25 protein-coding genes are annotated in these 24342 nt (G+C 58.9%); 17 read left to right on the forward strand and 8 right to left on the reverse strand.

Annotated features, from left to right (window positions below; translation table 11 throughout):
* Position 1: 1 nt before the first annotated feature.
* From moaB to ACR0DK_RS15100, 3 genes are all read left to right on the forward strand, one after another.
* Positions 2-544 (forward strand): molybdenum cofactor biosynthesis protein B, encoded by a 543-nt coding sequence (gene moaB, locus ACR0DK_RS15090; RefSeq protein WP_170408382.1) that lies wholly within the window; start codon positions 2-4, stop codon positions 542-544.
* A 105-nt stretch (positions 545-649) separates the two neighbouring features.
* A complete protein-coding gene (locus tag ACR0DK_RS15095; RefSeq protein WP_170566222.1) occupies positions 650-2107 on the forward strand; it encodes an RND family efflux transporter in 1458 nt (485 codons plus the stop codon).
* 5 nt (positions 2108-2112) lie between these two features.
* Positions 2113-5514 carry an efflux RND transporter permease subunit gene (locus tag ACR0DK_RS15100; protein WP_223117519.1) on the forward strand — a complete coding sequence of 1134 codons (3402 nt, stop codon included), beginning with the start codon at positions 2113-2115 and terminating at the stop codon, positions 5512-5514.
* Here ACR0DK_RS15100 and ACR0DK_RS15105 read toward each other — a convergent pair.
* Both ACR0DK_RS15105 and ACR0DK_RS15110 read right to left on the reverse strand, forming a co-directional pair.
* Positions 5481-5930 carry an NUDIX hydrolase gene (locus ACR0DK_RS15105; protein ID WP_170612826.1) on the reverse strand — a complete coding sequence of 150 codons (450 nt, stop codon included), beginning with the start codon at positions 5928-5930 and terminating at the stop codon, positions 5481-5483. The genes ACR0DK_RS15100 and ACR0DK_RS15105 overlap by 34 nt on opposite strands.
* 4 nt (positions 5931-5934) lie before the next feature.
* The gene (locus ACR0DK_RS15110; protein WP_480736878.1) at positions 5935-6747 is read right to left on the reverse strand and encodes a protein-disulfide reductase DsbD domain-containing protein; all 813 of its coding nucleotides are present in this window, start codon (positions 6745-6747) and stop codon (positions 5935-5937) included.
* A gap of 148 nt (positions 6748-6895) precedes the next feature.
* Here ACR0DK_RS15110 and ACR0DK_RS15115 point away from each other — a divergent pair, with 148 nt between their 5' ends.
* Positions 6896-7450, forward strand: coding sequence for a YqgE/AlgH family protein (locus tag ACR0DK_RS15115; protein WP_170395693.1), 555 nt, complete (start codon positions 6896-6898; stop codon positions 7448-7450).
* Here ACR0DK_RS15115 and ACR0DK_RS15120 read toward each other — a convergent pair.
* Positions 7447-8394: an L-threonylcarbamoyladenylate synthase gene (locus tag ACR0DK_RS15120; protein WP_223117521.1), complete on the reverse strand. Its 948-nt coding sequence runs from the start codon at positions 8392-8394 to the stop codon at positions 7447-7449. The two genes, ACR0DK_RS15115 and ACR0DK_RS15120, sit on opposite strands and share 4 nt — an antisense overlap.
* Positions 8395-8526: 132 nt before the next feature.
* Here ACR0DK_RS15120 and ACR0DK_RS15125 point away from each other — a divergent pair, with 132 nt between their 5' ends.
* From ACR0DK_RS15125 to ACR0DK_RS15155, 7 genes are all read left to right on the forward strand, one after another.
* Positions 8527-10230 (forward strand): acyl-CoA dehydrogenase family protein, encoded by a 1704-nt coding sequence (locus ACR0DK_RS15125; RefSeq protein ID WP_480736879.1) that lies wholly within the window; start codon positions 8527-8529, stop codon positions 10228-10230.
* Positions 10230-11276, forward strand: a complete 1047-nt coding sequence (locus ACR0DK_RS15130; RefSeq protein ID WP_480736883.1) for an MBL fold metallo-hydrolase — start codon at positions 10230-10232, stop codon at positions 11274-11276. Before ACR0DK_RS15125 ends, ACR0DK_RS15130 begins: the two co-directional genes overlap by 1 nt.
* Positions 11277-11280: 4 nt before the next feature.
* Positions 11281-11730, forward strand: coding sequence for a DUF6173 family protein (locus ACR0DK_RS15135; protein WP_480736885.1), 450 nt, complete (start codon positions 11281-11283; stop codon positions 11728-11730).
* Between the two features lie 64 nt (positions 11731-11794).
* Positions 11795-13633, forward strand: a complete 1839-nt coding sequence (locus ACR0DK_RS15140) for a glycerophosphodiester phosphodiesterase family protein (protein WP_480736886.1) — start codon at positions 11795-11797, stop codon at positions 13631-13633.
* Positions 13620-14174: a hypothetical protein gene (locus ACR0DK_RS15145; protein WP_170423670.1), complete on the forward strand. Its 555-nt coding sequence runs from the start codon at positions 13620-13622 to the stop codon at positions 14172-14174. The genes ACR0DK_RS15140 and ACR0DK_RS15145 overlap by 14 nt, the downstream gene beginning before the upstream one ends.
* 68 nt (positions 14175-14242) lie before the next feature.
* Positions 14243-14377 carry an aa3-type cytochrome c oxidase subunit IV gene (locus ACR0DK_RS15150; protein WP_170395707.1) on the forward strand — a complete coding sequence of 45 codons (135 nt, stop codon included), beginning with the start codon at positions 14243-14245 and terminating at the stop codon, positions 14375-14377.
* Between the two features lie 21 nt (positions 14378-14398).
* Positions 14399-15031, forward strand: coding sequence for a hypothetical protein (locus tag ACR0DK_RS15155; protein ID WP_170395709.1), 633 nt, complete (start codon positions 14399-14401; stop codon positions 15029-15031).
* Here the strand turns inward: ACR0DK_RS15155 and ACR0DK_RS15160 are convergent.
* Both ACR0DK_RS15160 and ACR0DK_RS15165 read right to left on the reverse strand, forming a co-directional pair.
* Positions 15020-15352 carry an AzlD domain-containing protein gene (locus ACR0DK_RS15160; protein ID WP_170395711.1) on the reverse strand — a complete coding sequence of 111 codons (333 nt, stop codon included), beginning with the start codon at positions 15350-15352 and terminating at the stop codon, positions 15020-15022. The genes ACR0DK_RS15155 and ACR0DK_RS15160 overlap by 12 nt on opposite strands.
* Complete coding sequence (locus ACR0DK_RS15165) at positions 15349-16059, reverse strand: AzlC family ABC transporter permease (protein ID WP_170408370.1); 711 nt, start codon at positions 16057-16059, stop codon at positions 15349-15351. The genes ACR0DK_RS15160 and ACR0DK_RS15165 overlap by 4 nt, the downstream gene beginning before the upstream one ends.
* Here ACR0DK_RS15165 and ACR0DK_RS15170 point away from each other — a divergent pair.
* The 4 genes from ACR0DK_RS15170 (at position 16058) to ACR0DK_RS15185 (ending at position 19835) form a co-directional block, all read left to right on the forward strand.
* Positions 16058-16999, forward strand: coding sequence for a formate dehydrogenase accessory sulfurtransferase FdhD (locus ACR0DK_RS15170; protein ID WP_480736890.1), 942 nt, complete (start codon positions 16058-16060; stop codon positions 16997-16999). The two genes, ACR0DK_RS15165 and ACR0DK_RS15170, sit on opposite strands and share 2 nt — an antisense overlap.
* 435 nt (positions 17000-17434) lie before the next feature.
* Positions 17435-18085 carry a molybdenum cofactor guanylyltransferase MobA gene (mobA, locus tag ACR0DK_RS15175; protein ID WP_480736892.1) on the forward strand — a complete coding sequence of 217 codons (651 nt, stop codon included), beginning with the start codon at positions 17435-17437 and terminating at the stop codon, positions 18083-18085.
* Positions 18082-18573 (forward strand): molybdopterin-guanine dinucleotide biosynthesis protein B, encoded by a 492-nt coding sequence (gene mobB, locus ACR0DK_RS15180; protein ID WP_480736894.1) that lies wholly within the window; start codon positions 18082-18084, stop codon positions 18571-18573. The genes mobA and mobB overlap by 4 nt, the downstream gene beginning before the upstream one ends.
* Positions 18570-19835: a molybdenum cofactor synthesis domain-containing protein gene (locus ACR0DK_RS15185; RefSeq protein WP_480736897.1), complete on the forward strand. Its 1266-nt coding sequence runs from the start codon at positions 18570-18572 to the stop codon at positions 19833-19835. The genes mobB and ACR0DK_RS15185 overlap by 4 nt, the downstream gene beginning before the upstream one ends.
* On the opposite strand, the gene ACR0DK_RS15190 is transcribed toward ACR0DK_RS15185, so the two are convergent.
* From ACR0DK_RS15190 to ACR0DK_RS15200, 3 genes are all read right to left on the reverse strand, one after another.
* Positions 19832-20824: a hypothetical protein gene (locus tag ACR0DK_RS15190; protein ID WP_170513856.1), complete on the reverse strand. Its 993-nt coding sequence runs from the start codon at positions 20822-20824 to the stop codon at positions 19832-19834. The genes ACR0DK_RS15185 and ACR0DK_RS15190 overlap by 4 nt on opposite strands.
* 14 nt (positions 20825-20838) lie before the next feature.
* Positions 20839-21309, reverse strand: coding sequence for a transcription elongation factor GreA (gene greA, locus ACR0DK_RS15195; RefSeq protein WP_170395722.1), 471 nt, complete (start codon positions 21307-21309; stop codon positions 20839-20841).
* A gap of 234 nt (positions 21310-21543) precedes the next feature.
* On the reverse strand, positions 21544-21924 hold the full coding sequence (locus ACR0DK_RS15200; protein WP_170408363.1) for a VOC family protein: 381 nt from the start codon (positions 21922-21924) through the stop codon (positions 21544-21546).
* Positions 21925-22013: 89 nt separating this feature from the next.
* On the opposite strand from ACR0DK_RS15200, the gene soxR reads away from it, so the two are divergent.
* Together soxR and ACR0DK_RS15210 are read left to right on the forward strand one after the other, a co-directional pair.
* Positions 22014-22469, forward strand: a complete 456-nt coding sequence (gene soxR, locus ACR0DK_RS15205) for a redox-sensitive transcriptional activator SoxR (protein ID WP_170395726.1) — start codon at positions 22014-22016, stop codon at positions 22467-22469.
* Between the two features lie 136 nt (positions 22470-22605).
* Positions 22606-24252, forward strand: a complete 1647-nt coding sequence (locus ACR0DK_RS15210; RefSeq protein ID WP_170395728.1) for an electron transfer flavoprotein-ubiquinone oxidoreductase — start codon at positions 22606-22608, stop codon at positions 24250-24252.
* The last annotated feature ends 90 nt before the right edge of the window (positions 24253-24342 follow it).

Genomic DNA, 24342 nt, shown 5'->3' on the forward strand with positions numbered 1-24342 from the left:
TATGTCGCGCATTGATGAAAGCATTGAGTTCATCCCCGTCCGCATTGCGGTTCTGACTGTGTCGGATACTCGCTCGCTGGACGACGACCGCTCGGGCCAGACGCTTGTCGACCGGATCGAAACGGCTGGACATTCAGTGGCGGACCGCAAGATCATTCAGGACGAACGCGCCCAGATTGCCGAGCAATTGCGCAGTTGGATCGCGGATCCTGAAATCGACGTCGTGATCTCGACCGGCGGCACAGGTCTGACGGGTCGCGATGTTACAGTCGAGGCGCACCGGGACGTTTATGAAAAAGAGATCGAAGCGTTTGGCACCGTTTTCACCATCGTGTCTATGGAAAAGATAGGTACTTCTGCCGTGCAGTCCCGCGCTACAGGCGGAGTTGCAGGCGGAACCTATCTGTTTGCGTTGCCGGGCAGCCCGGGTGCCTGCAAAGACGCTTGGGATGCGATTCTGGAGAAACAGTTCGATTATCGCCACCGGCCCTGTAATTTCGTTGAAATAATGCCCAGATTGGACGAACACCTGCGACGGAAGTAGACTGGTTCTGCGTTTAACGGATCATAACCGCTTTGTGGCTTGGCATTTTTTGCGACCCGGCTACCTTTGCGGAAGGCAGCATGTGCGACCAAAGGTGAGTGACCGATGCGATTTCTGCGGCAAAGCCTTGTTGGGGTGTTCCTGGCGTTTCTGACGCTGGGCCTGCTGATCGTTGCCGCACAGATGATCTCGGGCGCGGTGCAGGATGTGCTGACGCGGGACAATCAGGCACCTGAGGCGCGGGAACGCATATTCGCCGTTACCGTACGAACCGCCGAGCCGGAAACCATTACTCCTTATCTGGAAGCGTTTGGCCAGATTCAAAGCCGCCGCCGGTTAGAGCTGCGCGCGGCCTTGGGTGGGCGCGTTGTATCACTGGCCGAAGATTTTGAAGATGGCGGTACTGTAACGGCGGGAGAATTGCTGGTCGAACTGGACCCAGCCGATATGCAATCTGCTCTGGACCGTGCCAAATCCGATCTTCTGGATGCCCAGTTTGAAGAGCGGGACGCCGAACGCTCGCTGCTGTTGGCGCAGGATGAGTTGAAATCAGCCGAGGCACAGGCCGAACTGCGTGACCGGGCGCTGCAGCGCCAGCAGGACCTGCAGACGCGAGGTGTCGGGGCTGCTGCAAGCGTCGAAGAAGCGGAACTGGCCGCAACATCGGCTCATCAGGCAGTTCTCGCGCGCAGGATCGCTTTGGCGCAGGCCGAATCCCGGGTGGATCAGGCAACAACCCTGTTTGCGCGGGCTCGTATCGCGTTGGAAGGGGCCGAGCGTGACCTGGAGGATATGACGATCCATGCCGGGTTCGATGGTACGCTGACCGAGGTCACTTTGGTTGAAGGCAGGTTGGTCGCGGCCAACGAAAAGCTGGCCGAACTCGTCGACCCCAATGCGCTTGAGGTCGCGTTTCGGGTTTCCACCGCGCAATTCGTGCGGTTGCTGGACGCGCAGGGTGATCTGATCTCAGCCCCGGTGACTGTATCGCTTGAGGTCACGGGGACCGATCTCACTGCCACCGGCCGGATCAGTCGCGATAGCGGCGCGGCGGGTGAAGGGCAAACCGGGCGTCTGATCTATGCGCGTCTCGACGACGCGCCGGGATTCAAGCCGGGGGATTTTGTCACCGTTTCGATTGAAGAACAGCCGCTCGATAATGTGGTCCGTCTGCCATCCTCGGTTCTGGACGCCACGGGCAACGTGCTTGTTCTCGGCCCCGATGACCGGCTGGAACCGTTGGCTGTGCAATTGATCCGTCGTCAGGGCGATGAGGTGCTTTTGCGTGGTGAAGGCCTGGAAGGCCGCGAGGTTGTGATTGGCCGGACGCCTCTGCTGGGTTCGGGTGTACGTGTGCGGCCCCTACGGATTGAGGCGAACGCTGAAACTGATCCGGGCATGGTCGAGCTTTCGGACGAAAAGCGCGCTCAGCTTGTGGCTCAGGTCGAGGCCAGTGATGCAATGTCTCAGGAAGACAAAGCCCAAGTATTGGGCCAGTTGAGCGAGGCCAAAGTGCCCGCCACCCTAATACGCCGTCTTGATGACAATCGGGCCGGGGGCTAAGCGCGATGATCCGCGACATTCCCAACGCGGCGGGCGGTATCCTCAGCTATTTCACCCGGCACCGGACTGCGGCCAATCTGTTGCTGCTGATCATGCTGGTGCTGGGGGCCGCCGCGATCCCCAACATGCGTGCACAGTTCTTTCCTGATGTGATTCTCGAACGCGTCGATGTGAACGTTCAATGGGACGGCGCAGGCCCCGAGGATGTCGACAATGGCATCGTCCAATTGCTGGAACCTGCGTTACTGGCGGTTGAGGGTGTTGCCAGTACTGAATCGACCTCACGTGAGGGAACTGCGCAGGTCCGGCTGGAGTTTGAGCCGAACTGGGACATGTCTCGCGCGGTTGAGGAGGTCCGGACCGCCGTCGATAGCGTCACCAACCTGCCCGAAGACGCCGAGGAACCAACCATCAGGCGCGGCGCTTGGCGGGATCGTGTCACGGATGTTGTCATAACAGGGCCCATAGAAGCTGAACAACTGGCCAAATTCACCGATGAATTGATCAGCCGCCTATTCGCGGTTGGTGTCACGCGCACCACGATCCGGGGACTGGCCGCGCCGCGTGTGGTGGTCGAAGTCCCCACCGCACAGTTGATCGCCAATGATATCTCGCTTTCGGACATTGCCGAGGCCATCGCGGCAGAAGTCACCGCGAACCCTGCGGGCGATGTCACAGGTGCCAATGCGCGTATTCGGACAGGCGTTGAGAAACGCACCCCGGAAGAGATCGAGGGTATCGCCCTGCGCAACTTTGCCGATGGTTCAAAGCTGGTTGTGGGCGATGTGGCTGAAATTCGGGTCGAGGGGGTCACGCGCAACCGCAGCTATTTCGTGGGTGACAATCCGGCGATGTCGATCCGCGTCGACCGGTCCAATTTGGGCGATGCCATCGGAATTCAGCGCGATGTCGAGGATGTCGTGGCCGAGATGCAGGCCAGCCTGCCCGAAGGTATCACGATTGAGCTGATCCGCACCCGCGCACAAGCGATCACCGACCGGCTGGATATTCTGGTCGACAATGGGCTGGTCGGGCTTGGGCTGGTGGTTTGTCTACTCTTCTTGTTTCTGAACGCCCGCATCGCTTTCTGGGTGGCTGCCGGTATTCCGGTGGCAATGTCTGCGGCGATTGCGCTGATGTATCTGGGCGGGTTGTCGCTGAACATGGTGTCTCTGTTCGGTTTGATTATTACCTTGGGCATCGTGGTTGATGACGCCATCGTCGTGGGAGAGCACGCCGATTTCCGTGCCCGCCGTTTGGGCGAAGCGCCAATCGTCGCCGCAGAACGCGCTGCCCGCCGAATGGCGATGCCGGTGTTTGCTGCAACAGTGACCACGGTCATCGCCTTCTTTGGTCTCACCGCCATCGGTGGCCGCTTCGGAGAGCTGATCCGAGACATCCCGTTCACCGTTATCGCTGTCCTGATTGCCTCACTGATCGAATGCTTCCTGATCCTGCCGAACCATATGGCCCATGCCATCGCGCATTCGGCTAAGGAGCATTGGTATGACTGGCCCAACCGGGTTGTGAACAAGGGCTTCCGCTGGGTGCGCGACCACCTGTTCCGCCCATTGGTCGCGTGGGTGGTCTGGGCACGGTATGTGGTTGTTGCACTGATGGTGGTGATACTGGCCAGTCAGATCGCTCTGTTCATTCGGGGTGATGTGAATTGGCGGTTCTTCAACGCACCGGAACGCGGCTCGGTCACGGGCAATTTCATCATGGTCGAAGGGGCGACGCGCGCTGAGACGCTGGAAATGATGCGCATGGTCCAGGAAGCCACGGAAGAACTGGGTCAGGTTTACGAAGAACGCCATGGCCGCAATCCAATCGAATACGTTCTAGCCGAGGTTGGCGGTTCGGCCGGATGGGGGCTGCGCGCGGCGGATGGCAAGGATGACGATTTGCTGGGCGGCATCTCGATCGAGCTGATCGATGCCGACTTGCGCCCCTATTCCAGCTTTGAATTTGTGGGCGAGCTGCAGGATTTCGTGCCGCGCCACCCGAAGGTCGAGCTGCTTAGCTTCCGTGGTTGGCGTTCAGGGCCCGGTGGCGACGCGATTGACGTGCAGTTCTATGGTGCGGATGTGAACACGTTGAAATCTGCATCCGAGGACCTCCAGGCGGAACTTGCGAAATACCCGGAAGTTTCAGCGCTCGAGGATAACCTCGCCTATGACAAGGAAGAGTTCATTCTGGACCTCACCGCGCAGGGTCAGGCGCTGGGTTTCCGCATCGAAACACTGGGCCGCGTGTTGCGAAACCGGCTGAACGGGATTGAGGCCGCGACCTTCCCGGATGGTCCGCGTAGCACCGAGATTCGGATCGAACTGCCTGAGGGCGAACTGACTGCTGATTTCCTCGAACGCACATTGATGCGGACTCCGGATGGCGTTTATGTCCCGCTCGCCGATATCGTCTCGGTCGAGCGTAAATCGGGTTTCTCGACCGTCCGGCGCGAAAATGGTCTGCGGGTCATCTCGGTGAATGGTGATATTTCCGAGGACGACCCGGCGCAGGCTGCCGAAATCGCCCGCGCCATGCGCGAAGAGATATTGCCAAACATCGCCGCCGAACGGCAGGTCGAATGGCGCATGGCTGGCCTGAGTGAGCAAGAGGATGAATTCCTGTCCGAGGCCCGCACAGGCCTGATCCTGTGTCTGACCGGAATTTATCTGGTATTGGCTTGGGTCTTTGCCAGTTGGACAAGGCCCTTGGTGGTCATGGCGATCATTCCCTTTGGCCTCGTGGGCGCGATCTGGGGGCATTACCTGTGGGGCGTGCCGTTAAGCATGTTCACCGTCGTCGGCCTGTTGGGCATGACCGGGATCATAATCAACGACTCGATTGTTCTGGTGACCACAATCGACGGATACCGGAAAGAGCGCGGGTTGGTGCCGTCAATCGTCGAAGGCACGGCAGATCGATTGCGGCCTGTGATGCTGACCACGCTGACCACGGTACTCGGGCTGACGCCCTTGATGTACGAAAGCTCGCAGCAGGCGCAGTTTTTGAAACCGACCGTGATCACACTGGTCTATGGGCTGGGCTTTGGCATGGCCCTGATCCTGCTGCTAGTGCCTGCATTGCTGGCCATCCTAAACGACATCTCACGCCCGATGACATCGATGAGACGGGCCTTGCGAGCGCCGGACAGGGTGGTGCGCAATGCCGTGCGCGCAACGGGCGCAGCGTTGGCGATCTGGCTGGGGGCCTCGATGATCTGGCCCGTAGTGACAGGTGCGCCGTTGGCGCTGCTCTCGGGTCTCTACCCAGCCGCCGAAGGTCCAAGTGTGTTGCAAATGGGTTTTGGCGTTTTCGTAGCGGGTGCGACCGTGATCCTGCTGGTAGGTGTCGTGCTGTCCAGCGTGCTTTATGCACGCTTGTCGGATCGGGTCGAGGCTTGATCCATCTCTAAAGCACGCCGCAAAAGATCGGGAACGCGGTCGCTCATTGGCAGGTCGCCGCTGGTGATCTGGTCCACCGGAAACCACTGAGCGTCCTGCGCGTCGTCTGCAGCGACAGGCGTGCCGGTTACATAGCGACACGCAACTCCGACCAGCAGGTAGTGCGCCCGGGTCTGCCCGCTATCATCGCGCAGCAAAAGGTCGAGATTGTCGAGATAGACCAAAGGCTCAGCAATCACACCGGTCTCTTCCCGCAGCTCGCGGGTGGCGGCGTCCAGAACCGTTTCACCCCATTCCACATGGCCGCCTGGAAAGCCCCACAACCCCTGATCGGGTTGCTTGCTGCGTTGCACCAAAAGTACCTGGCCATCGTGCAGCACGACAGCCAAGGCACCGATCTTTGGGGTCTGGCTCATCCGGTCAGCCTGCGCTGCATCCTTGGATATCGACAGCGTGGTTTGCCCCCAGAACCGTGATGCGCACTTCGGACCGATCCAGCGCAAATGGCCCGCCGGAGGCACCGATAATCTCCGAGCTTGCGATCAGGGTGTTGCCCTGACGGCGTGTATCGGGCTGCGATGCCCAGAGTGCCGGGTTTCCTGGTTCAATGACGGCGAATTCGGACCCGCCCGCTGAAGGCATGGTGATACGCGCCTCGATCCGCATTCCGTCTGCAGTGGGAGTCAATTGGCACGTCGCATCCGCCACGCCTGCTTCGCGTTCGGAAAACGGGCGCTGGGCGAGGGCTGCGGCGATGGCCGGATTGCGTGCAGCGTCGGCATCCATTGTGTGATCGAATTGCAACCGACCCGGCACGCAGACATCCTTACACACGCCCAAGTCCATCTCGCCGCGCAAACGCACGGGTTTGGCAGGGTTCTTAGGCGTGATTTCGACGGGCAGTACAAGTTGATCCTCATACCCGACCGAGCGCAGCCCGTTCTGATCAAACACATGCGGCGCGGGCCACGTGAAGGCTATGTCTGCAATATTGTGAGAGCCTTTCCAATCAAACTGTGGCGGAATGCCCGCATCGCCGGGTGCGCGCCAATAGGTCTTCCACCCGTCCTTGAGCTTTAGACGCAAGGCCCCCTGATAGGTACCTTCGGCGGTTTTGCCGCCGTCCAACACCTCAATCTGAACCAGATTATCAACCCCCTGCGCAATGGCGGGGGCACCAAAACAAAGGCTAACGGCCAACACGGCTGCAGCAGATTTGCAAAGCGCATTCATATGCAGAACATGCGCATTCCGGTCGTGATTGCCAAGTCACGTTCCGGTCACTTCTGTGAAATGCACGGAAATCCCGGCTGATCCCTTGCCATTCCCCGGTTCACAGGGTCATTCTAGGGATATCCTATGGCGCAAGAGATATCTGCTGATGGACCTTACGGGAAAACTGTTGATTGCGATGCCCGGAATGGGCGACCCGCGATTCGAGCATTCGGTCGTCTATATCTGCAGCCATGGTGATGACGGCGCGATGGGATTGATCGTGAATAAGCCTTCGGACTTGCGGATCAAGACCTTGCTGGAACAGCTCAACATCCCGTGTCGGATACCCGTAATTGGCGAACGGCTGGTGCAGTTTGGCGGCCCGGTCGAGATGTCGCGTGGCTTTGTCCTGCATAGCGCAGATTACGAGGCGAATCTGCATTCAATGCAGATTTCCGAAGATTTCAGCATGACCGCAACGCTGGATGTGCTCGAGGATCTGGCCTCGGGCAAGGGGCCGCTGAATTCGATGCTGACTTTAGGTTATTCCGGCTGGGGGCCGGGTCAGTTGGAAGATGAGATCGCGATGAATGGTTGGTTAACGACTGATGCGTCGTCGAAACTGGTCTTTGATGTCCCTGATGACGAGAAATGGGAGGCGGCTTTGGCTACGCTTGGTGTTGATCCGCTGACCCTATCAGCCAGTGCAGGCCGCGCCTAATCGCGAGGGGCTGCTGCGCGGCGTAGACGGTCGTTGATGGCCGCACCTAATCCGTGATGGGGAATTGGTGATACGGCGATTGGCCGACCGGTATCGTTAAGTTTGTGAAGGGCGGCAAACAGGCTGGCGGCGGCCTCGGGCAGGTTGCAGGTGCTGGAGAGGTTCAGATCACAATCAACAGGGCCAAAACCCAGCAACACCTCGTCCCCCTGCCGTGACCGGGCGTTCAGCCGCACCGGCGCGTCCGGCGCGTAATGGGATTGCAACTGCCCCGGCGCAGTAAGCAGATCGCCGGGTTGGTGGTGATGCAGTTCTGCCTTTAGAACCTCTTCGATTTGTTCCAATGCGACACCACCTGGACGCAACAAGGCAGGGGTGCCGGCCAGACCCACAATAGTGGACTCAAGCCCGACACCGCACGGCCCATCGTCCAGAACTGCGGCTATGCGTCCCTCCAGCCCCGCTCGGACATGGGCCGCCGTCGTTGGGCTGATCTGACCAGAGGGGTTGGCCGATGGCGCTGCCACAGGACCGTCAAAAGCGGTCAGTAAAGCCTGCGCTGTGGGATGCGCAGGCACGCGAACGGCCAGAGTATCCAAGCCAGCTGTGACCAGCGACGAAATCCCGTGATCGGGGCACAGAGGAAGAACCAGAGTTAACGGTCCGGGCCAGAAGGCATCAGCCAACAAATCAGCCTGATCGGTCCATTGGACAAACCGTTTGGCGGTCTCGGTTGAGGCGACATGGGCGATCAGTGGGTTAAAACTGGGTCGCCCCTTGGCTTCATAGATCGCGGCCACAGCCTTGCCGTTCCGTGCATCGCCACCCAGTCCATAGACGGTCTCGGTCGGGAAAGCGACCAGCAGCCCCTGTCGCAACAGGTCAGCGGCCTTGGCGAGCCCGTCGGCGTTTGCTGGTAAGTCTTGAGTGCCGAGAAGGGTCATGGATCGTGACGCCGCGTTTTGGTTGCTTGCAGTTCAGGTAACGGTAGGTAATCGTGCCAGCCCAGATGAATACCGGCGTGGGGCCGGGATTCCAACCCCACGCTGACAACTTGCCAGAACCAGAGGGAAACCATGCCCTATCGCGCCCCGATCTCAGACTATGAATTCCTGTTCCGCAACGTGATCGGCTTTGACCAGATCGCCGCGACCGAAAAGTTCTCGGAAGCCAGCGAGGATGTGGTCAGCGCCATTCTGACCGAAGCCGGAAAGCTGTGCGAAGAGGTCATGGCCCCGCTGCAGCGCCCCGGCGATCTGGAACCGGCCCGATTGGAAAACGGCGTGCTGCGAACGTCTCCAGGCTATGCCGAAGGTTGGAAAGCAATTGCCGAAGGCGGCTGGATCGGGATGAGCGGCGATCCCGAATATGGCGGTATGGGTCTGCCCATGACCATGACCACTGCCGTGAATGAGATGATGAGCGCGGCCTGCCTGTCGCTGCAACTGGCCCCGCTGATGACCCAAGGCCAGATCGAGGCGCTGGAGCATCACGCAAGCGATGCGTTGAAGGCGCTCTATCTGCCCAAGATGATGGCGGGTGAATGGTCAGGCACCATGAACCTAACCGAACCGCAGGCCGGATCGGATGTGGGCGCGCTGACCTCGAAGGCCGAAGACAATGGCGACGGCACCTATTCGGTGACCGGGCAGAAGATCTATATCTCTTGGGGCGACAACGACTTTGCCGAGAATGTCTGCCATCTTGTTCTGGCCCGCCTGCCAGACGGTGTTCCGGGAACCAAAGGGATTTCGCTGTTTCTGGTGCCGAAATACATACCCGACGAGAACGGCAACCCCGGCGTGGCCAATGACCTCAAGGTGGTCTCGCTGGAACACAAGATGGGTCTGCACGGCTCGCCCACCTGCGTGATGCAGTATGACGGGGCCAAGGGTTGGCTGGTCGGCAAGGAACATGGCGGCATGGCCGCGATGTTCACCATGATGAACAACGCGCGTTTGGGCGTTGGTGGCGAAGGTGTGGGCGTCGCCGAGGGCGCTTATCAACACGCGTTGGCCTATGCGTTGGAGCGTAAGCAGGGCAAGACGCCCTCGGGCACGATCATCGACCATGCGGATGTGCGGCGGATGCTGATGTCGATGCGCGCGGATGTGTTTGCGGCGCGGGCGATCATGCTGGCCAATGCAGCTGCAATCGACATGGCGCAGGCCACGGGTGAGGCCGATTGGGCGGCACGTGCGGCGCTGCTGACGCCGATCTGCAAGGCTTTTGGCACCGAGACCGGCATGCGCGTTTCCGAGACCGGCGTTCAAGTGCATGGTGGCATGGGCTTCATCGAAGAAACTGGTGCTGCACAATATTATCGCGATGTCCGTGTGACCGCGATCTACGAGGGCACCAATGGTATTCAGGCCATGGACCTCGTAGCGCGCAAGATGATGGATGGGGGTGAGGCGGCCTCGAACCTTCTGGATGAGATCGAGGATCAAGCTGAGAAGGCGCGCGCCACGATGCCTGAACTTGCTGGTCCTGTTTGGGAAGCTTCCGAGTCGCTGCGGGAAGCGACGGAGTGGCTCGTTGCTCAATCGGATATGAACAACCGGTTTGCTGGCGCGGCTTCGTATCTAAAAGCGTTCGCGCGGGTTCTGGGCGGGCATTACCATCTGTCAGCGGCGCTAGCCGATCCCGATGGACCGCGCGCCAAGTTGGCACGTTATTATATTAATGTGCTGCTGCCTGAACATACGGGCTTGCTTGCGCAGGCGCAGAACGGGGCGGATGACCTCTATGCCCTCAGCCCAGAGGAACTGGCGGTTTGATGGATGGCGAGGCTCCGCAAGTGATGCGATATCCGTGGGAGGAACCACCCGCTCCTGGCGAATGGGTCGAAGTTGCAGAAAGAGTTCTGTGGATTAGGCTGCCTTTGCCGATGGCGCTGGATCATGTGAATGTCTATGCACTTGATGATGGCGACGGCTGGACCATAGTCGACACAGGGCTTTCTTCAAAGAAAACACGGGGAATCTGGCAGGCCCTGATGGAAGGGCCATTGGCTGGCAAACCCGTCCGTCGCGTTGTCGTGACTCATCACCATCCTGACCATGTCGGCAATGCGGGCTGGTTCCAGTCCGAGCATGGTGCAGAACTGGTCACCAGTCGTACCGCATGGTTGTTCGCACGTATGCTGACGCTGGATGTGCAAGAGAATTGGCCGAAGGAAACGTTGGATTATTACCGCAGCGCGGGGATGGATCCGGACGTGCTGGCCGGTCGGATGGCCGAGCGTCCGTTCAACTTTGCCGACGCCGTGTACCCTATGCCGCTGGGATTTACCCGTGTCAAACAGGGCGACGTGATCCGCATGGGTGGCCGCGACTGGGATGTTCACATGGGCAACGGCCATGCGCCCGAGCATTGCACCTTCTGGAGCCGCGAGGACAATCTGGTGCTGACCGGTGATCAGATCCTCAGTTCGATCAGTTCCAACTTGGGCGTCTATGCCACCGAGCCGATGGCCGATCCGGTGGCCGACTGGTTGGAGGCGTGCGAACGCCTGCAACCGCTGGCCCGGCCCGATCATTTGGTTTTGGGCGGGCACAAACTGCCGTTCACCGGGTTGCCGATCCGCATGCGGCAGTTGATCGATAACCACCACGGCGCGCTTGAGCGTCTGCTGAACGATCTCGATCAACCCAAAACCGCCGCCGAGTGCTTTGCCCCGCTGTTCAAGCGCCAGATCAGGGGCGGGGAATACGGCCTCGCGCTGGTCGAGGCGGTTGCACATATGAACCATCTCTACCACATTGGAGCGGTCACCCGGACGCGGCGCGCGGACGGAGCTTGGGAATATCAGCGCAAAGGGTAGAGCAATGGACAAGATCGAAACCTCAGCCGAGGCAGCGGAATCTGCGGCGTTGCCGCGGTGCTATGAGGTACACGCCAACCCTGAAGCGTCATCGGGGAACAAGGATTTGCCCAAGCCATTGCAAAAGCCGGTCGAAAGCAAAAGCCCTGCTCAATGGGCCTATGAGCGGCTGATCATGTATATTCAGAATTTCGAGAAGACTCTGGATGGCGATCACGAGGTTGCCATGGGATTCACCGGTGGTGATGCCGGTGTAATGCGGATCGAGGGCATGGGCTATTTCGATCCGGATGTGATCACCTTCTATGGCTCGGACGGAGGCGGCGCCAAAACGCAGCTCGTCCAGCATGTCAGCCAGTTGAATGTGATGCTGCGTGCCTTGCCGAAATCGATCGAGGATAAACCAGCCAACCGCATTGGTTTCCGGCTGGCGGCTGATCTGGAAGAAAGCTGACGCCGACTCTTGCAATTCACACTTACGCAGCCTTGAATGGATAGACTATTCAGGAGGCAACCGCGTGACCAATTTCTCAGCCGTTACAACTGCCTACCGGGGCGCATGGGCGCGGCGGCGCGTGTTTGTGCCTGTTTATGTCGCTGTCCGGTTGCTGCTGGTTGCACTGATCGCTCCGGGCGTTGCCATCGCCGTCAATCTTGCTGTTTCATTGTCTGATCAATCGGCGCTGACGGATCAGGACATTGCGATGTTCCTGCTGTCACCAGCGGGCTTCATCGCTGCGGTTGTAGTTCTCAGCCTGTTCTTACTGGCCGAGGTCTTTGTCTTCTCGGTCATGGCCGGATCATTGCGGATGGGTGAGCGTGACCCTTGGCGCGCGGGCAGTGCTTCCATCCGGTTGATCCTGACGCGTTTACCTGCGCTTTTCGGCTTTGCCGCACGGTTCATTTTGCGTGTGCTGGTACTTGCGCTGCCTTTTGTCGCCGTGGCTGGCCTGATCGCCTGGTGGATGCTGACTGAATACGACATCAACTATTACCTCACCTTCCACCCGCCTTCATTCTGGGTCGCAGTGGTGCTGATCGGATTTGTGGTGCTGTGTCTGGCTTGGGTTCTGATCCGCAGGCTCTCGGCCTGGGCGCTGTCGCTGCATCTTGTATTATTTGAGGGCTGCAAACCCGCCGAGGCCTTCTCCGCCAGCACGGATCGAATGGAAGGCAAACGCGGTCGCCTCAAGATCGAGCTTGGCCTTTGGCTTGCGATGCGTCTCGTGATCGCCGCACTGATTGCCTTTGTGGCCGGACTGTTGTTCGATCTGGTACCGTTGCAGGAAAGCACGAACCTGCGCTTTGCGCTGATCTTCAGTATGATCGTAGCGGGCCTCTGGTCGCTGGCTGGGCTTGTGCTTGCAGCCGTCGCTCTGGGAGCATTGGCGGTTCTGCTGGATGGGTTCTTCGACACACAAGGCCGAGAGGTCCCTCATCCCGAACCAGGCAACCTGCGCGCGCCGCTTTACGCTGTGGTCGGTGGCGCGGCAATCGCCCTGCTGATCGGGCTCTGGTCCGGGCAGGAGTTGCTGGTCCGCATTCAGGCCCCCGATCATGCGGATGTCATTGGTCATAGAGGTGCGGCGGCGATAAGGCCGGAAAATACCATGGCGGCAGTGTTGAAGGCTATCGAAGATGGCGCCGATTGGGTTGAGATCGACGTTCAGGAGACCGCGGATGGTGTGGTCATCATCGCGCATGACAGCGATTTCATGAAACTGGCTGGTGTGCCGCTCAAGGTCTGGGACGCGACCATGGAGGATGTGGCCGAGATCGATATCGGCAGTTGGTTCGGCCCCGAATATGCCTCGGAACGGACGCCCACGCTGCGCGATGTTCTGGAAGCTGCGAAGGGCAAATCCAAGGTCATCATCGAGCTGAAATACTATGGCCATGACGTCGACCTGGAAAACCGAGTTGCCACGATTGTCGAGGAGCTGGATATGCAGGATGACATCGCCACCATGTCATTGAAATATCCGGCCGTGCAGAAGATGAAAGCGCTGCGCCCCGATTGGCGGGCAGGCGTTCTGGCCGCGACCGCCATCGGCAATCTGTCGGGGCTTGAGGGCGATTTTGTGGCCGTAAATGCGGCGACGGTGTCTCCGGGTCTGATCCGCTCGGTCCATGAGGCGGGCAAAGACATCTATGTCTGGACGGTGAATGACCCGTTGCAGATGTCGGCGATGGCATCGATGGGGGTCGACGGGCTGATCACTGACCGCCCGGCCATGGCCCGTGAAGTGCTGCGTGTTCGTGCCGAGATGGGACCGGGCGAACGCCTGATGCTTTGGTTGGCGACGACGTTCGGATTGTCTATCGATACTGCCGAGATGCGCGATGCGAACCCGTGAACTCACCCTCATTCTGGCCTGTTGCGCGCTGCCTGCAGCCGCGCAGGACCTGATGCGTAGCGTGGAAATGCCCGCTCACCGGGCGTTGGCCGACACGATAGAAGGCGCTGAACTGACCCCCTTTGAAACGGACGGCTGTTCGGGCGGATTATCTTCCAGCTGGCGTATGGTTGCCGAGACCTTTCCGAAGTTCAGTCTGCTTTATGAAGAACACCCGCCATGGGAGTACTGCTGCGTTACCCACGATCGCGCCTATTACAACGCAGGCGGCGCATCGCAGGCCGAGGCCAGCTTTGACGCCCGGCTCGCTGCCGATGACGCGTTGCGCACCTGTGTCAAAACCCACGGCGAAAGCCACGCTGATGAATACGCCGAACGTTATGACATGACGCCGGATCAGATCCGCTCGGTTCATTCGATCACCTCCGAGGCGATGTTTCTGGCCGTGCGTTTTGGGGGTGGTCCCTGCAGCGGGTTGCCCTGGCGCTGGGGGTTTGGTTATCCAGGCTGCACGATTTTTGGACCAACTGCGCGCGAATGACGTCGTGACAGGCCCTGAATTTTGCATTATCCAACATTTCAAATACGCGAATTGGGATTCTAATAAACATGGCTGATCACAAGCACGGCGAGATGGACATCACCGTTCAAACAAAAACCTTTGACGGTTTCATCAAATTCACCACGTGGTGCGTGGTAGCAATTGTACTCCTTTGCCTGTTCCTGGCGGTCTTTGCGGCCTAAACGGTACACGAGGCGCATCTCTTGTTCAGGATTCTGATTGCCTGCCTGCTGGCAGTGACAGTTGCGGGTTGCGCGGGATCGCAGCGCCCGCAGGCTGATCCCTCGGAAATCGTGGCCCGGTCCTATCGTGATCCGGGGCCATCGACACTGACGCTCTATACGATGATCAGCACGCGCACCGGGTCGGGGGCACACACGTCGCTGATGATCAGCGGCAGCGAGCGGGTCATATTTGACCCTGCCGGATCGTTCCGGGCGGATGTGGTGCCGATCAAGAATGATGTCCTTTATGGCATCACGCCAAATGTCGAACGCGCTTATCGTAGCAGTCATGCGCGCGAGACGCATTATGCCCGTATTCAGACGATCGAAGTGACGCCACAGCAGGCCGAGATCGCGCTGCAATTGGCCAAGCAGATGGGCCCGGTTTCGCAGGCTTTTTGTGCAAATTCGACCTCGCAATTGCTGCAACAGGTCCCGGGGTTCGAGCAAATCAAAACAACATTCTACCCGGTGAAGCTATCCGATCAGTTTGGTCAGATTCCAGGCGTTGTCACCACGGACTATCGTGAGAATGACTCGGCTGATCTTCAGCAGGGGCTGGCGGAAAACAATGCGCGCCTCAATCAGCTTGAAGCGGTCTCAACCAACTAGGTACAGCAGACCGTAAAGCGTGGCGGCCCCTGAAAAGATGGCCGCTATGACGTTTTTCGTTACAATTCCCACCGTCAACGCAACTGCCGCAGCCGCCATGCGCGGCATATCCGGTTGTCCTTCGGTGGCCGTGGGCCAGACTACCAAAGGTGCGATCAGGGCAGGCAGAATCGCCACTGCTGTGTACCTCAGGTGCCGCAGAAGCCAGGGCGGCATCGGGCGGTCGCCAACCAGCCCGATAAAGGTAAAGCGCAGAAGGTAGCTGCCTATCGCCAGACCTACGATGATGATCCACATGGTTGTCGGGTCGATCTGCGTCATGACTTTTTCCGCTCTAACATCAATTCAGCCCGTGCACCTGCCATCATCCCGGCTATCCCTGCGATCAACAGTCCAAGATTGAACGGCACTGCCACGCAGAGCAGGGCGACAACAATCGCCACCAGCGCGGCTACAACATGCGCCATGGTGCGCATCATCGGTCCGATCATGGACAAGAACGTGATCGGCAGCGCAAAATCCAGAGCCCAGCTTTCCGGAATCTGCGCCCCCAGAACAGCACCCAGATAAGTGGCGAGTATCCAAAGCGGCGTGATCGGCGTGACCGAGCCGACAAAGTACGCCATGCGCTGAGGCACGGACATATCCGGTTCTTTCTCGAACCGGACAATCGAACAGGCGTAAGACTGATCAACAATAAGATAGGCTCCAAGTGCCCGTTGCCACAGCGGAGCCGCCCCCAGATATGGGGTCAGTGAAGCCGAATACATGGCCACCCGCAGGTTCACAGCCAGGGCCGAGATCAGAACGATAACCGTTGGTGTATTGTCCTGCAGCAATTGCAATGCGGTGAACTGAGCGGCGCCGGCAAACACCGTGGCGGAAAAGGCCATCGTCTGGATGATATCCAGCCCTGCTTCTGTGGCAAAAACACCAAACAGAAGGCCAAAGGGCATGGCGACGAAGATAAACGGCGTCCCGTCGCGAAAACCTTTCCAGAAGTATGACTTGGATGTGGCGGAGGCCATGGCTAGATCCTATGGTGACGCGAGCAGCAGTAGCCGTCTTGTGAAAGGGTTGCAATTGGCCACGGAAGTCGACCTGTCAGAGTACATCATCGCACCTGATCCAGGTGCTGCCCGGCTGACTCGTGCAGTTGAGGGCGTGGATCAGAATGGTGAGGTCAGCCAGATCTCGGTGGTCGAGGAGCGTCCGCTGACCATTTTCCTCAACTCGCAGGAAATCGTCACGGCAATGACCATCGGCGATTATCCCGAATACCTTGCGCTGGGGTTTCTGCGCAATCAGGGCATGCTGTTGGCCGACGATGAGATTACGCGGGTCGACTATGACGACGATCTGGAAACCGTGATCGTGCGTACCGCGCGTGAAACCTCATACGAGGACAAGCTGAAGAAAAAGACCCGTACCAGCGGTTGCGCTGTCGGCACTGTATTCGGCGACATGATGGAGGGGCTAGAGGACGTGCGCCTGCCGCAGGTCTCGGTGCGCACCTCGTGGCTGTATGAGTTGGCGTCCAAGATCAACCGCACCCCGTCCCTGTACCTTGAGGCGGGTGCGATCCACGGCACAGTCCTTTGCCATGAAAGCCGCCCGCTGGTCTATATGGAGGACGTGGGCCGCCATAACGCAGTCGACAAGATCGCAGGCTGGATGCTGTCCGAGGGTGCGAGCGCCGCGGACAAGATCTTGTATACGACCGGTCGTTTGACTTCGGAAATGGTGATCAAAACGGCGATGATGGGCATCCCGGTTCTCGCTTCGCGATCAGGTTTCACAGCATGGGGTGTTGAGATCGCCCGCGAGGTCGGCCTGACCCTGATTGGTCGCATGCGTGGACAGCGGTTTGTGTGTCTGTCAGGTGAGGACCGACTGGTGCGAGATATTGATCCGGCGACCGTGGTTGCCGAGGATAAAAAGCATCGCAGGAAGAGTGCAGAACATTGATTGATCCTTGGTGGATCGTGCTTGGTGTTTCTGGGTGGATTGGTTTGGGTATCTTTGGGTTGACGGTGTTTTGGAAGACATGGACGGGGCTAAGTCGGTACTTCGGGCTGATGTATGCCAACCATTTGGTGGAGTTGCGAAAGCTTGGGTTTCCCGCCGAAAACCCCATGCCCGTTCCAATGAGGTTGTCAAAAGACTACGGACGGGCGCGAGTTTTTCTCAGACTTCTGATTTGGGGCGCGCCTCCAATTTCTGAAACGCCGAAAGAGGCGTATATGGCGATCAGGTCAGCCCAAATCTGGTCGGCTATTGGCATGGCTTTCTGGGTTTTGGCTTTTATTGGGCTGAGTTTCTTAGCCATCGAGTTCCTATATCTATTCATTGCAGGTAACGTATTCTATCTGGTAATTCTGAGGCCTTCCCCATGGAGATGATATGTCTACAACCAAACCTCTCGGAGTGATCCTTGCAGGTGGCCTAGCAACCCGCATGGGGGGAGGCGATAAGGGGCTGCTGCAGATCGGTGGGGCAAGCCTGCTGGATCGCGTGATAGAAAGGCTGCGCTCTCAGGTTAATGGCCTTGCGCTGAATGCCAACGGGGATGCTGCGCGATTTTCTGAATTGAAACTGCCGGTCATTCCGGACTCGATTGAGGGGTTCGCTGGTCCTCTTGCGGGCGTATTAGCAGGGCTTGATTGGGCCGCTGAACAGGGCGCGGATGCTATCGTTACTGCCGCAGCAGATACGCCGTTCTTTCCGCGCGATCTTGTGAAACAATTGGTGCTGGCCTCTGAGGGGCAGAAACACCCACTTGTTATGGCGACCACGCCGCACACCGGGGATGAAGCGCTGAAATCAGGCGGAGGCAAGCGCGTGAATCGGCACCCGACCTTCGGTCTCTGGCCGGTCGCTTTGCGTGATGATCTTCGGGCTGCGCTCAACGATGGGCTGCGAAAGGTCGTTTTGTGGACTGATCAGCATGACGGGCGTGAGGCGCTTTTCTCCGCTGATCCTTTTGATCCGTTCTTCAACGTGAATACGCCCGATGATCTGGCGCGCGCCGAAACCCTGTTGGAGCAAGCATGAGGGTTTACGGCGTCACAGGCTGGAAGAATGCAGGCAAAACCGGACTGATGGAACGGCTGGTGGCCGAAATCACCGCGCGCGGTTTCACCGTTTCCACCATCAAACACGCCCATCACAGCGTCGATGTTGACCAGCCCGGTACCGACAGCTACCGGCATCGCGTGGCCGGTGCATCCGAAGTGGTGCTGGCGTCAGGCCAACGCGTCGCCATCATGCAGGAGTTGCGCGGCGCGCCGGAACCATCTTTAGACACCTTGCTGGCCCGTTTGACGCCCGTCGATCTGGTGTTGATCGAAGGATTCAAGCGTGAGCGCCATCCGAAGGTTGAGGCTTTTCGCGCCGAAACCGGCAATCCGTTGATTGCCACAGAAGATGACTCGATCCGATGCATTGCCAGCGATACGCCGTTGAACCTGAACCGCCCAGTTTTCGATCTGGATGATACGGTCGCGATTGCTGATTTTATCCTCGGTGAGGTAGGGCTATGAGCAAACCGGATATCGCACCTCCACCGCTACGTGATGATTGCTTTGCCCTGCCCGCAGGTGTGAACTGGACGCCCGTCGACGACGCATTGGCGCTCTTGCGGGATAGATTGAGGGTGGTGACCGGTGTTGAAAGCGTGCCGTTGATGCAAGCATCGGGCCGTATTTTGGCTACGGATGTATTTGCCCGGCGCTCAAGCCCACCACAGCCAAATACGGCGGTAGATGGGTACGGCTTTGCCGGGCCGGTGCCCGAAGGGCCATGCGTGTTGCCATTGGTCGAGGGCCGGGCTGCTGCGGGTGTTCCGTTCGACGGTGAGGTTCCACAGGGGCACGCCATTCGTGTTCTGACCGGGGCTGCCCTGCCACAAGGCGTCGAAACGGTCATACTGGAAGAGGATGTGACCCTTGAGCAAGGGCACATCGCGTTCCATGGGCCGTTGAAAAATGGGGCAAATACGCGAAAAGCAGGTGAAGACGTGGTTAAGGGCGCGCCGGCGTTGCTTGCTGGCCGGCGATTGACACCTGCGGACTTGGCGCTTTTATCCGCGGTTGGTGTCGCCGAAGTCTCTGTGCGTAAGGCCTTGCGCGTTGGGGTGTTGTCGACCGGGGATGAATTGGTTGAACCGGGTGAGATTGCCGGGTCTGGTCAAATCTATGATGCCAATCGTCCGATGCTGTTGTCTTTGCTCGAACGGACCGGGTTTGGGGCTCTTGATCTGGGTCGCGCAGAGGATGACCGCGCGACATTGAAACAGCATCTGGATCATGCGGCGCAGCATGTAGATGTGATCCTGACCAGTGGCGGTGCTTCTGCAGGTGATGAAGATCACGTCTCGGCCTTGTTGCGAGAGACCGGGGCGATGCACGAATGGCGCATTGCTTTAAAGCCCGGCCGGCCTTTGGCGCTGGGCATGTGGGATCGAACGCCCGTATTCGGGTTGCCGGGCAATCCGGTGGCAGCGATGGTCTGCACTTTGATCTTTGCCCGCCCTGCGCTGAGCCTGATGGCCGGTGCAGGCTGGCAAGAGCCGCAAGGCTTCGACGTGCCCGCCGCTTTCGAAAAGCGCAAGAAACCGGGGCGTCGCGAATATCTGCGGGCACGAATCCGTGAAGGACGGGCCGAGGTGTTCCATTCGGAAGGATCAGGCCGGATCAGCGGGCTGAGCTGGGCCGAAGGCTTGGTCGAAATCGAGGACGGTGCCCGCGATATCAAGCCCGGCGATCTGGTGAGGTTCATACCCTACGGGAGTTTTGGGCTTTAATCGAACGTCCCTGCGACACGCCCCACCAGCATGAAGGCACGCGCTGTGCGGGTTTCGCCCAGGGCTGTAAGCTCGGCATCGCTGGCATTAGGTTCGAACTCGACGATCATATGGTCAAAGCGGCGCAGGAAATGGTGTGCGGCATCGCGAAAGATCGGATCCTGTTTCATCCGTGCCGCAGTCAGCGCCAGTGACGAACGGTCCCGAATGCCACCCAAGGCTGCCACCGACCGCCCGCGCGCGCCTTGGGCAAATTGCCGCCAGACTTCGGGTCGCGCCATATCGGGGCGCAGGTCATCCATATAGATGCCTTCCTGGCTGAGAAGGGTCAGAACATCTTGTGAGGCCTGCACAAGTTTCGAGGTCTTGCGATCTTTCAATGCGAGACGCAGCGCGTTAAATCCCTCGGCATCGCTTTGCGTCTCGGGGAAGTTCAGGGCGCGGATAAAGATGTCGGTGGGCAATGGGGGCGCAATTTCTTCCGCTGAGGTGCCAAGTTCCAACGAAGTCTGATTGGCCATGTCCGGCGCGGGCCTTTGGGTGCGCCCGGGTTCACCGCGATTGGTCGAGAATGTCGCCAGCGCGCTCTCGGTCTTTTTTGCGCTTTCGGCGATTTCATCCAGTTTCTTGCCGACCGTCGGTTCATACGTGCTGGCCGCGCGTTGTTGCTGAACGACATAGCTGTTGCGGATCGCATCGATGGCTGTCTGCAGGCGGGCGCTTTCTTCGCGCATCACCCGGCTGGCGCGCATCGCGAGGGCTGCGACCCAGATCATTGCAACCGGCATGAACACCGCCAGGAAGGTGACGATGAACCCTCCTTGTTGCCCGCCGGGCAGTACCAGAAACACGACCGACACCACCAGCCAGATTAGGCTGAGAACAACTGCTGCAATCTCGATCTCGGTGACCGAACGGTGCGCCGGACGGTCGTAGATACCCAGCGAGGTGGGTTTCTCGGGTTCTTGCTCAGGTTCAGACCCTGACATGACAAACGCTCCGGTCAGGCGTATTCGATACTCAGAACTTCATAAGAGCGCACGCCTCCGGGGGTGCGGACCTCGACACTGTCGCCTTCTTCTTTGCCAATCAGGGCGCGGGCGATGGGGGATTTGATGTTCAGAAGGCCCGCTTCGATATTGGCCTCATACTCACCCACGATCTGCCAGGTCTTTTCTTCGTCGGTATCTTCATCCACCAACGTGACCTTCGCGCCGAACTTGATGGCCCCTGACAGTTTGGCCGGATCAATGACATCTGCCAGCGACAGGATGCCTTCAAGCTCTTTGATGCGGCCTTCGATAAAGCCCTGCTTTTCGCGCGCCGAGTGGTATTCGGCGTTTTCTTTCAGGTCGCCCAGTTCGCGGGCTGAGGCAATCGCCTCGATGATCGCCGGGCGCTCGACGGATTTCAGATTCTTCAGCTCTGCCTCGAGCGCGGCATTGCCCGAAGGCGTCATGGGGATCTTTTCCATTGTTTTGTCGTCCACGCAGAAATTGTTACGCCCCGCCGCACAATAGCGTCGGGGCGAAGGATGGGTTGGCATTTACCTGACCCAAATGAGGCGTGAATTGCAAGAGGGGAGGTGTGCGTTGTCAGTAAACTCGCAACTTAGCGCCGCCGTTCCGGGGGGCGGGTGCGCCTGTGGCGCTGTCCCAACAATTCTCCACTTCGCCAACGGCTGGCTTCGTGCCCCAGCCACAGCATCTCAATCATACTGAACCACTTCGAATTCGATGCCATTGTCATCTTCGAAATAGAACCGCTTGCCTGGCTCATAGTCTGCGTGGTTGTGCGGTTCAAATCCCGCTTTGCGGACCTTTTCCTCGGTGGCGTCGATATCCTCGACCAGCACACCTACATGGTTCAAGCCGCCCACGAAATCATAGCTGTTTTCGCCTGATGGCTTGGGATCGCCGGGGGCGTAGAGTGCCAGATAGGTATGTGGGCTGCCCACATGCACCGTATAGCCACCGGCAATGGCAGGGCCTTCCCAGCGTGTTTTCCAGTCGAAGACTTTCTGCATCCACGCCGCAGATGCCTTTGGGTCGCGGACCGTGAAATTAGTATGTTCCAGCGTCGCCATCATGGGATTCTCCTTCCAATTTGAGGCTTGTCCCGACTCACTGTAATTTCTAAACCTAACTTTAGGTCAAGAGATTTCTTTGGGAGGATGTAATGGTTGTTTCGGAAGGTCTGGCGATTGGAGCATTGGCCCGGCGCACCGGGTTGGCGGTGTCGGCGATCCGATACTACGAGGCGCAAGGTTTGATATCTCCATGGCGTAACGCGGGTGGGCAGCGGCGTTATCAGCGCGCCGATATCCGACGGCTAAGCTTTGTGATGATCGCGCAGCAATTCGGTCTGACTTTGCCCGAGATCCGCGAGGTATTGTCGGGCTTGCCAGGAAACCGCACACCGACGCCTCAGGACTGGAAGAGTATCAGCGAACGGCTGCGCACGCATCTGGATCAGCGAATCGATACGCTGATGCGACTGCGCGACAATCTGGATGGATGTATTGGTTGCGGCTGCCTCAGCCTGCCGAAATGCAAGCTTTACAACCCCGATGACAGGGCCAAATCCCATGGTAGCGGTCCCAGATACCTTATGGGGGACGCACCCGAAGCCTGAAGTGTCGAATAGCGGCGTTGTTACGCCGTGTTTCGATTGACCAAAGTCTTTATGACCATGTAATCAGCCGTGAAACAATATTGCGCCGACCGCATGAAGAAAGCGCCAATTCGGAAAGTTAGCTAAGGAGCCCGCGATGGCCGAGATTGAACGCGAAGCGATGGAATATGACGTGGTGATCGTGGGTGCTGGCCCTGCGGGCCTGTCTGCGGCCATCCGTCTGAAACAGCTGGATGCCGACCTGAACGTCGTGGTTCTGGAGAAGGGTTCGGAAGTGGGTGCGCATATCCTGTCGGGTGCGGTGCTGGACCCTTGTGGTCTGGATGCTCTGATCCCCGATTGGAAGGAAAAGGGTGCCCCGCTGAACGTGCCGGTGCATGAAGACAATTTCTACATGCTGGGCGAGGCTGGCAAGATTCGCATCCCCAATTTCCCGATGCCGCCGCTGATGAACAACCACGGCAACTACATCGTCTCGATGGGCAATGTCTGCCGCTGGATGGCAGAGCAGGCCGAAGAACTGGGCGTCGAAATCTTCCCCGGCATGGCCTGTTCCGAGCTGGTCTACGGTGAGAACGGCGAAGTCAAAGGCGTTGTTGCCGGTGTATTTGGTCTGGAGCCAGACGGATCCTACGGTCCCAACACCGAACCGGGCATGGAACTGCATGGTAAATATGTCTTTCTGTCGGAAGGCGTGCGCGGCTCACTGTCCAAGGAAGTCATCGCCAAATACGACCTGTCTGCCGGTAAAGAGCCGCAGAAATACGGCGTTGGCATGAAAGAGATCTGGGAGATCGACCCGGCCAAGCACAAAGAAGGCAGCGTCACGCACACCATGGGCTGGCCGCTGGGCAGCAACGCGGGTGGCGGGTCGTTCATCTATCACCTTGAAAATAATCAGGTCTATGTCGGTTTTGTGGTCCACCTTAACTACAAGAACCCGCACCTGTACCCCTACATGGAATTCCAGCGTTTCAAGCACCACCCGATGGTGGCCGAGCTGCTGAAAGGCGGCAAGCGTGTGGCTTACGGCGCCCGCGCGATCACCGAGGGTGGCTACCAGTCGATGCCGAAACTGGTCGCACCGGGTGTTGCGCTGTTGGGTTGCTCGGCCGGCATGGTCAACGTGCCGCGCATCAAGGGCAACCACAACGCGATGCTGTCAGGCAAGGCCGCGGCCGAGGCCGCCTATGACGCCATCAAGGCCGAGCGTTCGGGTGATGAGCTGACCGCTTATGAGGCCAACGTTCGCGATGGTGCAATCGGCTCGGATCTGAAGAAGGTGCGCAACGTCAAACCGCTGTGGTCGAAATACGGCCTGACCGCCAGCCTGGTACTGGGCGGTATGGACATGTGGACCAACACGCTGGGCTTCTCGCTGCTGGGCACGCTGGGCCACGGCAAGAACGACGCGGAATCGACCGAAGATGCCAGCAAGCATCAACCCATCGACTATCCGAAACCCGATGGCACACTGTCCTTTGACCGCCTGACGAACGTATCGTTTGCGGCCACCAACCACGAGGAAAGCCAGCCTTGCCATCTGAAACTGGCCGACCCGGACATCCCGGTTAAGGTCAACCTGCCCAAATTCGACGAGCCGGCACAGCGTTACTGCCCCGCAGGCGTCTATGAGATGGTCGAGGATGAAGACGGGCCGCGATTCGTGATCAACTTCCAGAACTGTGTTCACTGCAAAACCTGTGACATCAAGGATCCCAGCCAGAACATCACCTGGACTACACCGCAGGGCGGCGACGGGCCGAACTACCCCAATATGTAGGCAAGAACACGGGCGTTGGCAGGGTCGTGAAGGCTCTGCCATTGCCTCTCGCCCAGCAAAGCCCTAGCTTGTCGGTCAGTCAACGACAGC

This window comes from Ruegeria sp. CE6 (assembly GCF_056537485.1).

Bases quoted from the DNA above. Each gene is read 5' to 3' on its own strand.
- moaB (WP_170408382.1), top strand. From the start codon at position 2: ATGTCGCGCATTGATGAAAGCATTGAGTTCATCCCCGTCCGCATTGCG.
- ACR0DK_RS15095 (WP_170566222.1), top strand. From the start codon at position 650: ATGCGATTTCTGCGGCAAAGCCTTGTTGGGGTGTTCCTGGCGTTTCTG.
- ACR0DK_RS15100 (WP_223117519.1), top strand. From the start codon at position 2,113: ATGATCCGCGACATTCCCAACGCGGCGGGCGGTATCCTCAGCTATTTC.
- ACR0DK_RS15105 (WP_170612826.1), bottom strand. From the start codon at position 5,930: ATGAGCCAGACCCCAAAGATCGGTGCCTTGGCTGTCGTGCTGCACGAT.
- ACR0DK_RS15110 (WP_480736878.1), bottom strand. From the start codon at position 6,747: ATGAATGCGCTTTGCAAATCTGCTGCAGCCGTGTTGGCCGTTAGCCTT.
- ACR0DK_RS15115 (WP_170395693.1), top strand. From the start codon at position 6,896: ATGGACCTTACGGGAAAACTGTTGATTGCGATGCCCGGAATGGGCGAC.
- ACR0DK_RS15120 (WP_223117521.1), bottom strand. From the start codon at position 8,394: ATGACCCTTCTCGGCACTCAAGACTTACCAGCAAACGCCGACGGGCTC.
- ACR0DK_RS15125 (WP_480736879.1), top strand. From the start codon at position 8,527: ATGCCCTATCGCGCCCCGATCTCAGACTATGAATTCCTGTTCCGCAAC.
- ACR0DK_RS15130 (WP_480736883.1), top strand. From the start codon at position 10,230: ATGGATGGCGAGGCTCCGCAAGTGATGCGATATCCGTGGGAGGAACCA.
- ACR0DK_RS15135 (WP_480736885.1), top strand. From the start codon at position 11,281: ATGGACAAGATCGAAACCTCAGCCGAGGCAGCGGAATCTGCGGCGTTG.
- ACR0DK_RS15145 (WP_170423670.1), top strand. From the start codon at position 13,620: ATGCGAACCCGTGAACTCACCCTCATTCTGGCCTGTTGCGCGCTGCCT.
- ACR0DK_RS15150 (WP_170395707.1), top strand. From the start codon at position 14,243: ATGGCTGATCACAAGCACGGCGAGATGGACATCACCGTTCAAACAAAA.
- ACR0DK_RS15160 (WP_170395711.1), bottom strand. From the start codon at position 15,352: ATGACGCAGATCGACCCGACAACCATGTGGATCATCATCGTAGGTCTG.
- ACR0DK_RS15170 (WP_480736890.1), top strand. From the start codon at position 16,058: ATGGCTAGATCCTATGGTGACGCGAGCAGCAGTAGCCGTCTTGTGAAA.
- ACR0DK_RS15165 (WP_170408370.1), bottom strand. From the start codon at position 16,059: ATGGCCTCCGCCACATCCAAGTCATACTTCTGGAAAGGTTTTCGCGAC.
- mobA (WP_480736892.1), top strand. From the start codon at position 17,435: ATGTCTACAACCAAACCTCTCGGAGTGATCCTTGCAGGTGGCCTAGCA.
- mobB (WP_480736894.1), top strand. From the start codon at position 18,082: ATGAGGGTTTACGGCGTCACAGGCTGGAAGAATGCAGGCAAAACCGGA.
- ACR0DK_RS15185 (WP_480736897.1), top strand. From the start codon at position 18,570: ATGAGCAAACCGGATATCGCACCTCCACCGCTACGTGATGATTGCTTT.
- ACR0DK_RS15190 (WP_170513856.1), bottom strand. From the start codon at position 20,824: ATGTCAGGGTCTGAACCTGAGCAAGAACCCGAGAAACCCACCTCGCTG.
- greA (WP_170395722.1), bottom strand. From the start codon at position 21,309: ATGGAAAAGATCCCCATGACGCCTTCGGGCAATGCCGCGCTCGAGGCA.
- ACR0DK_RS15200 (WP_170408363.1), bottom strand. From the start codon at position 21,924: ATGATGGCGACGCTGGAACATACTAATTTCACGGTCCGCGACCCAAAG.
- soxR (WP_170395726.1), top strand. From the start codon at position 22,014: ATGGTTGTTTCGGAAGGTCTGGCGATTGGAGCATTGGCCCGGCGCACC.
- ACR0DK_RS15210 (WP_170395728.1), top strand. From the start codon at position 22,606: ATGGCCGAGATTGAACGCGAAGCGATGGAATATGACGTGGTGATCGTG.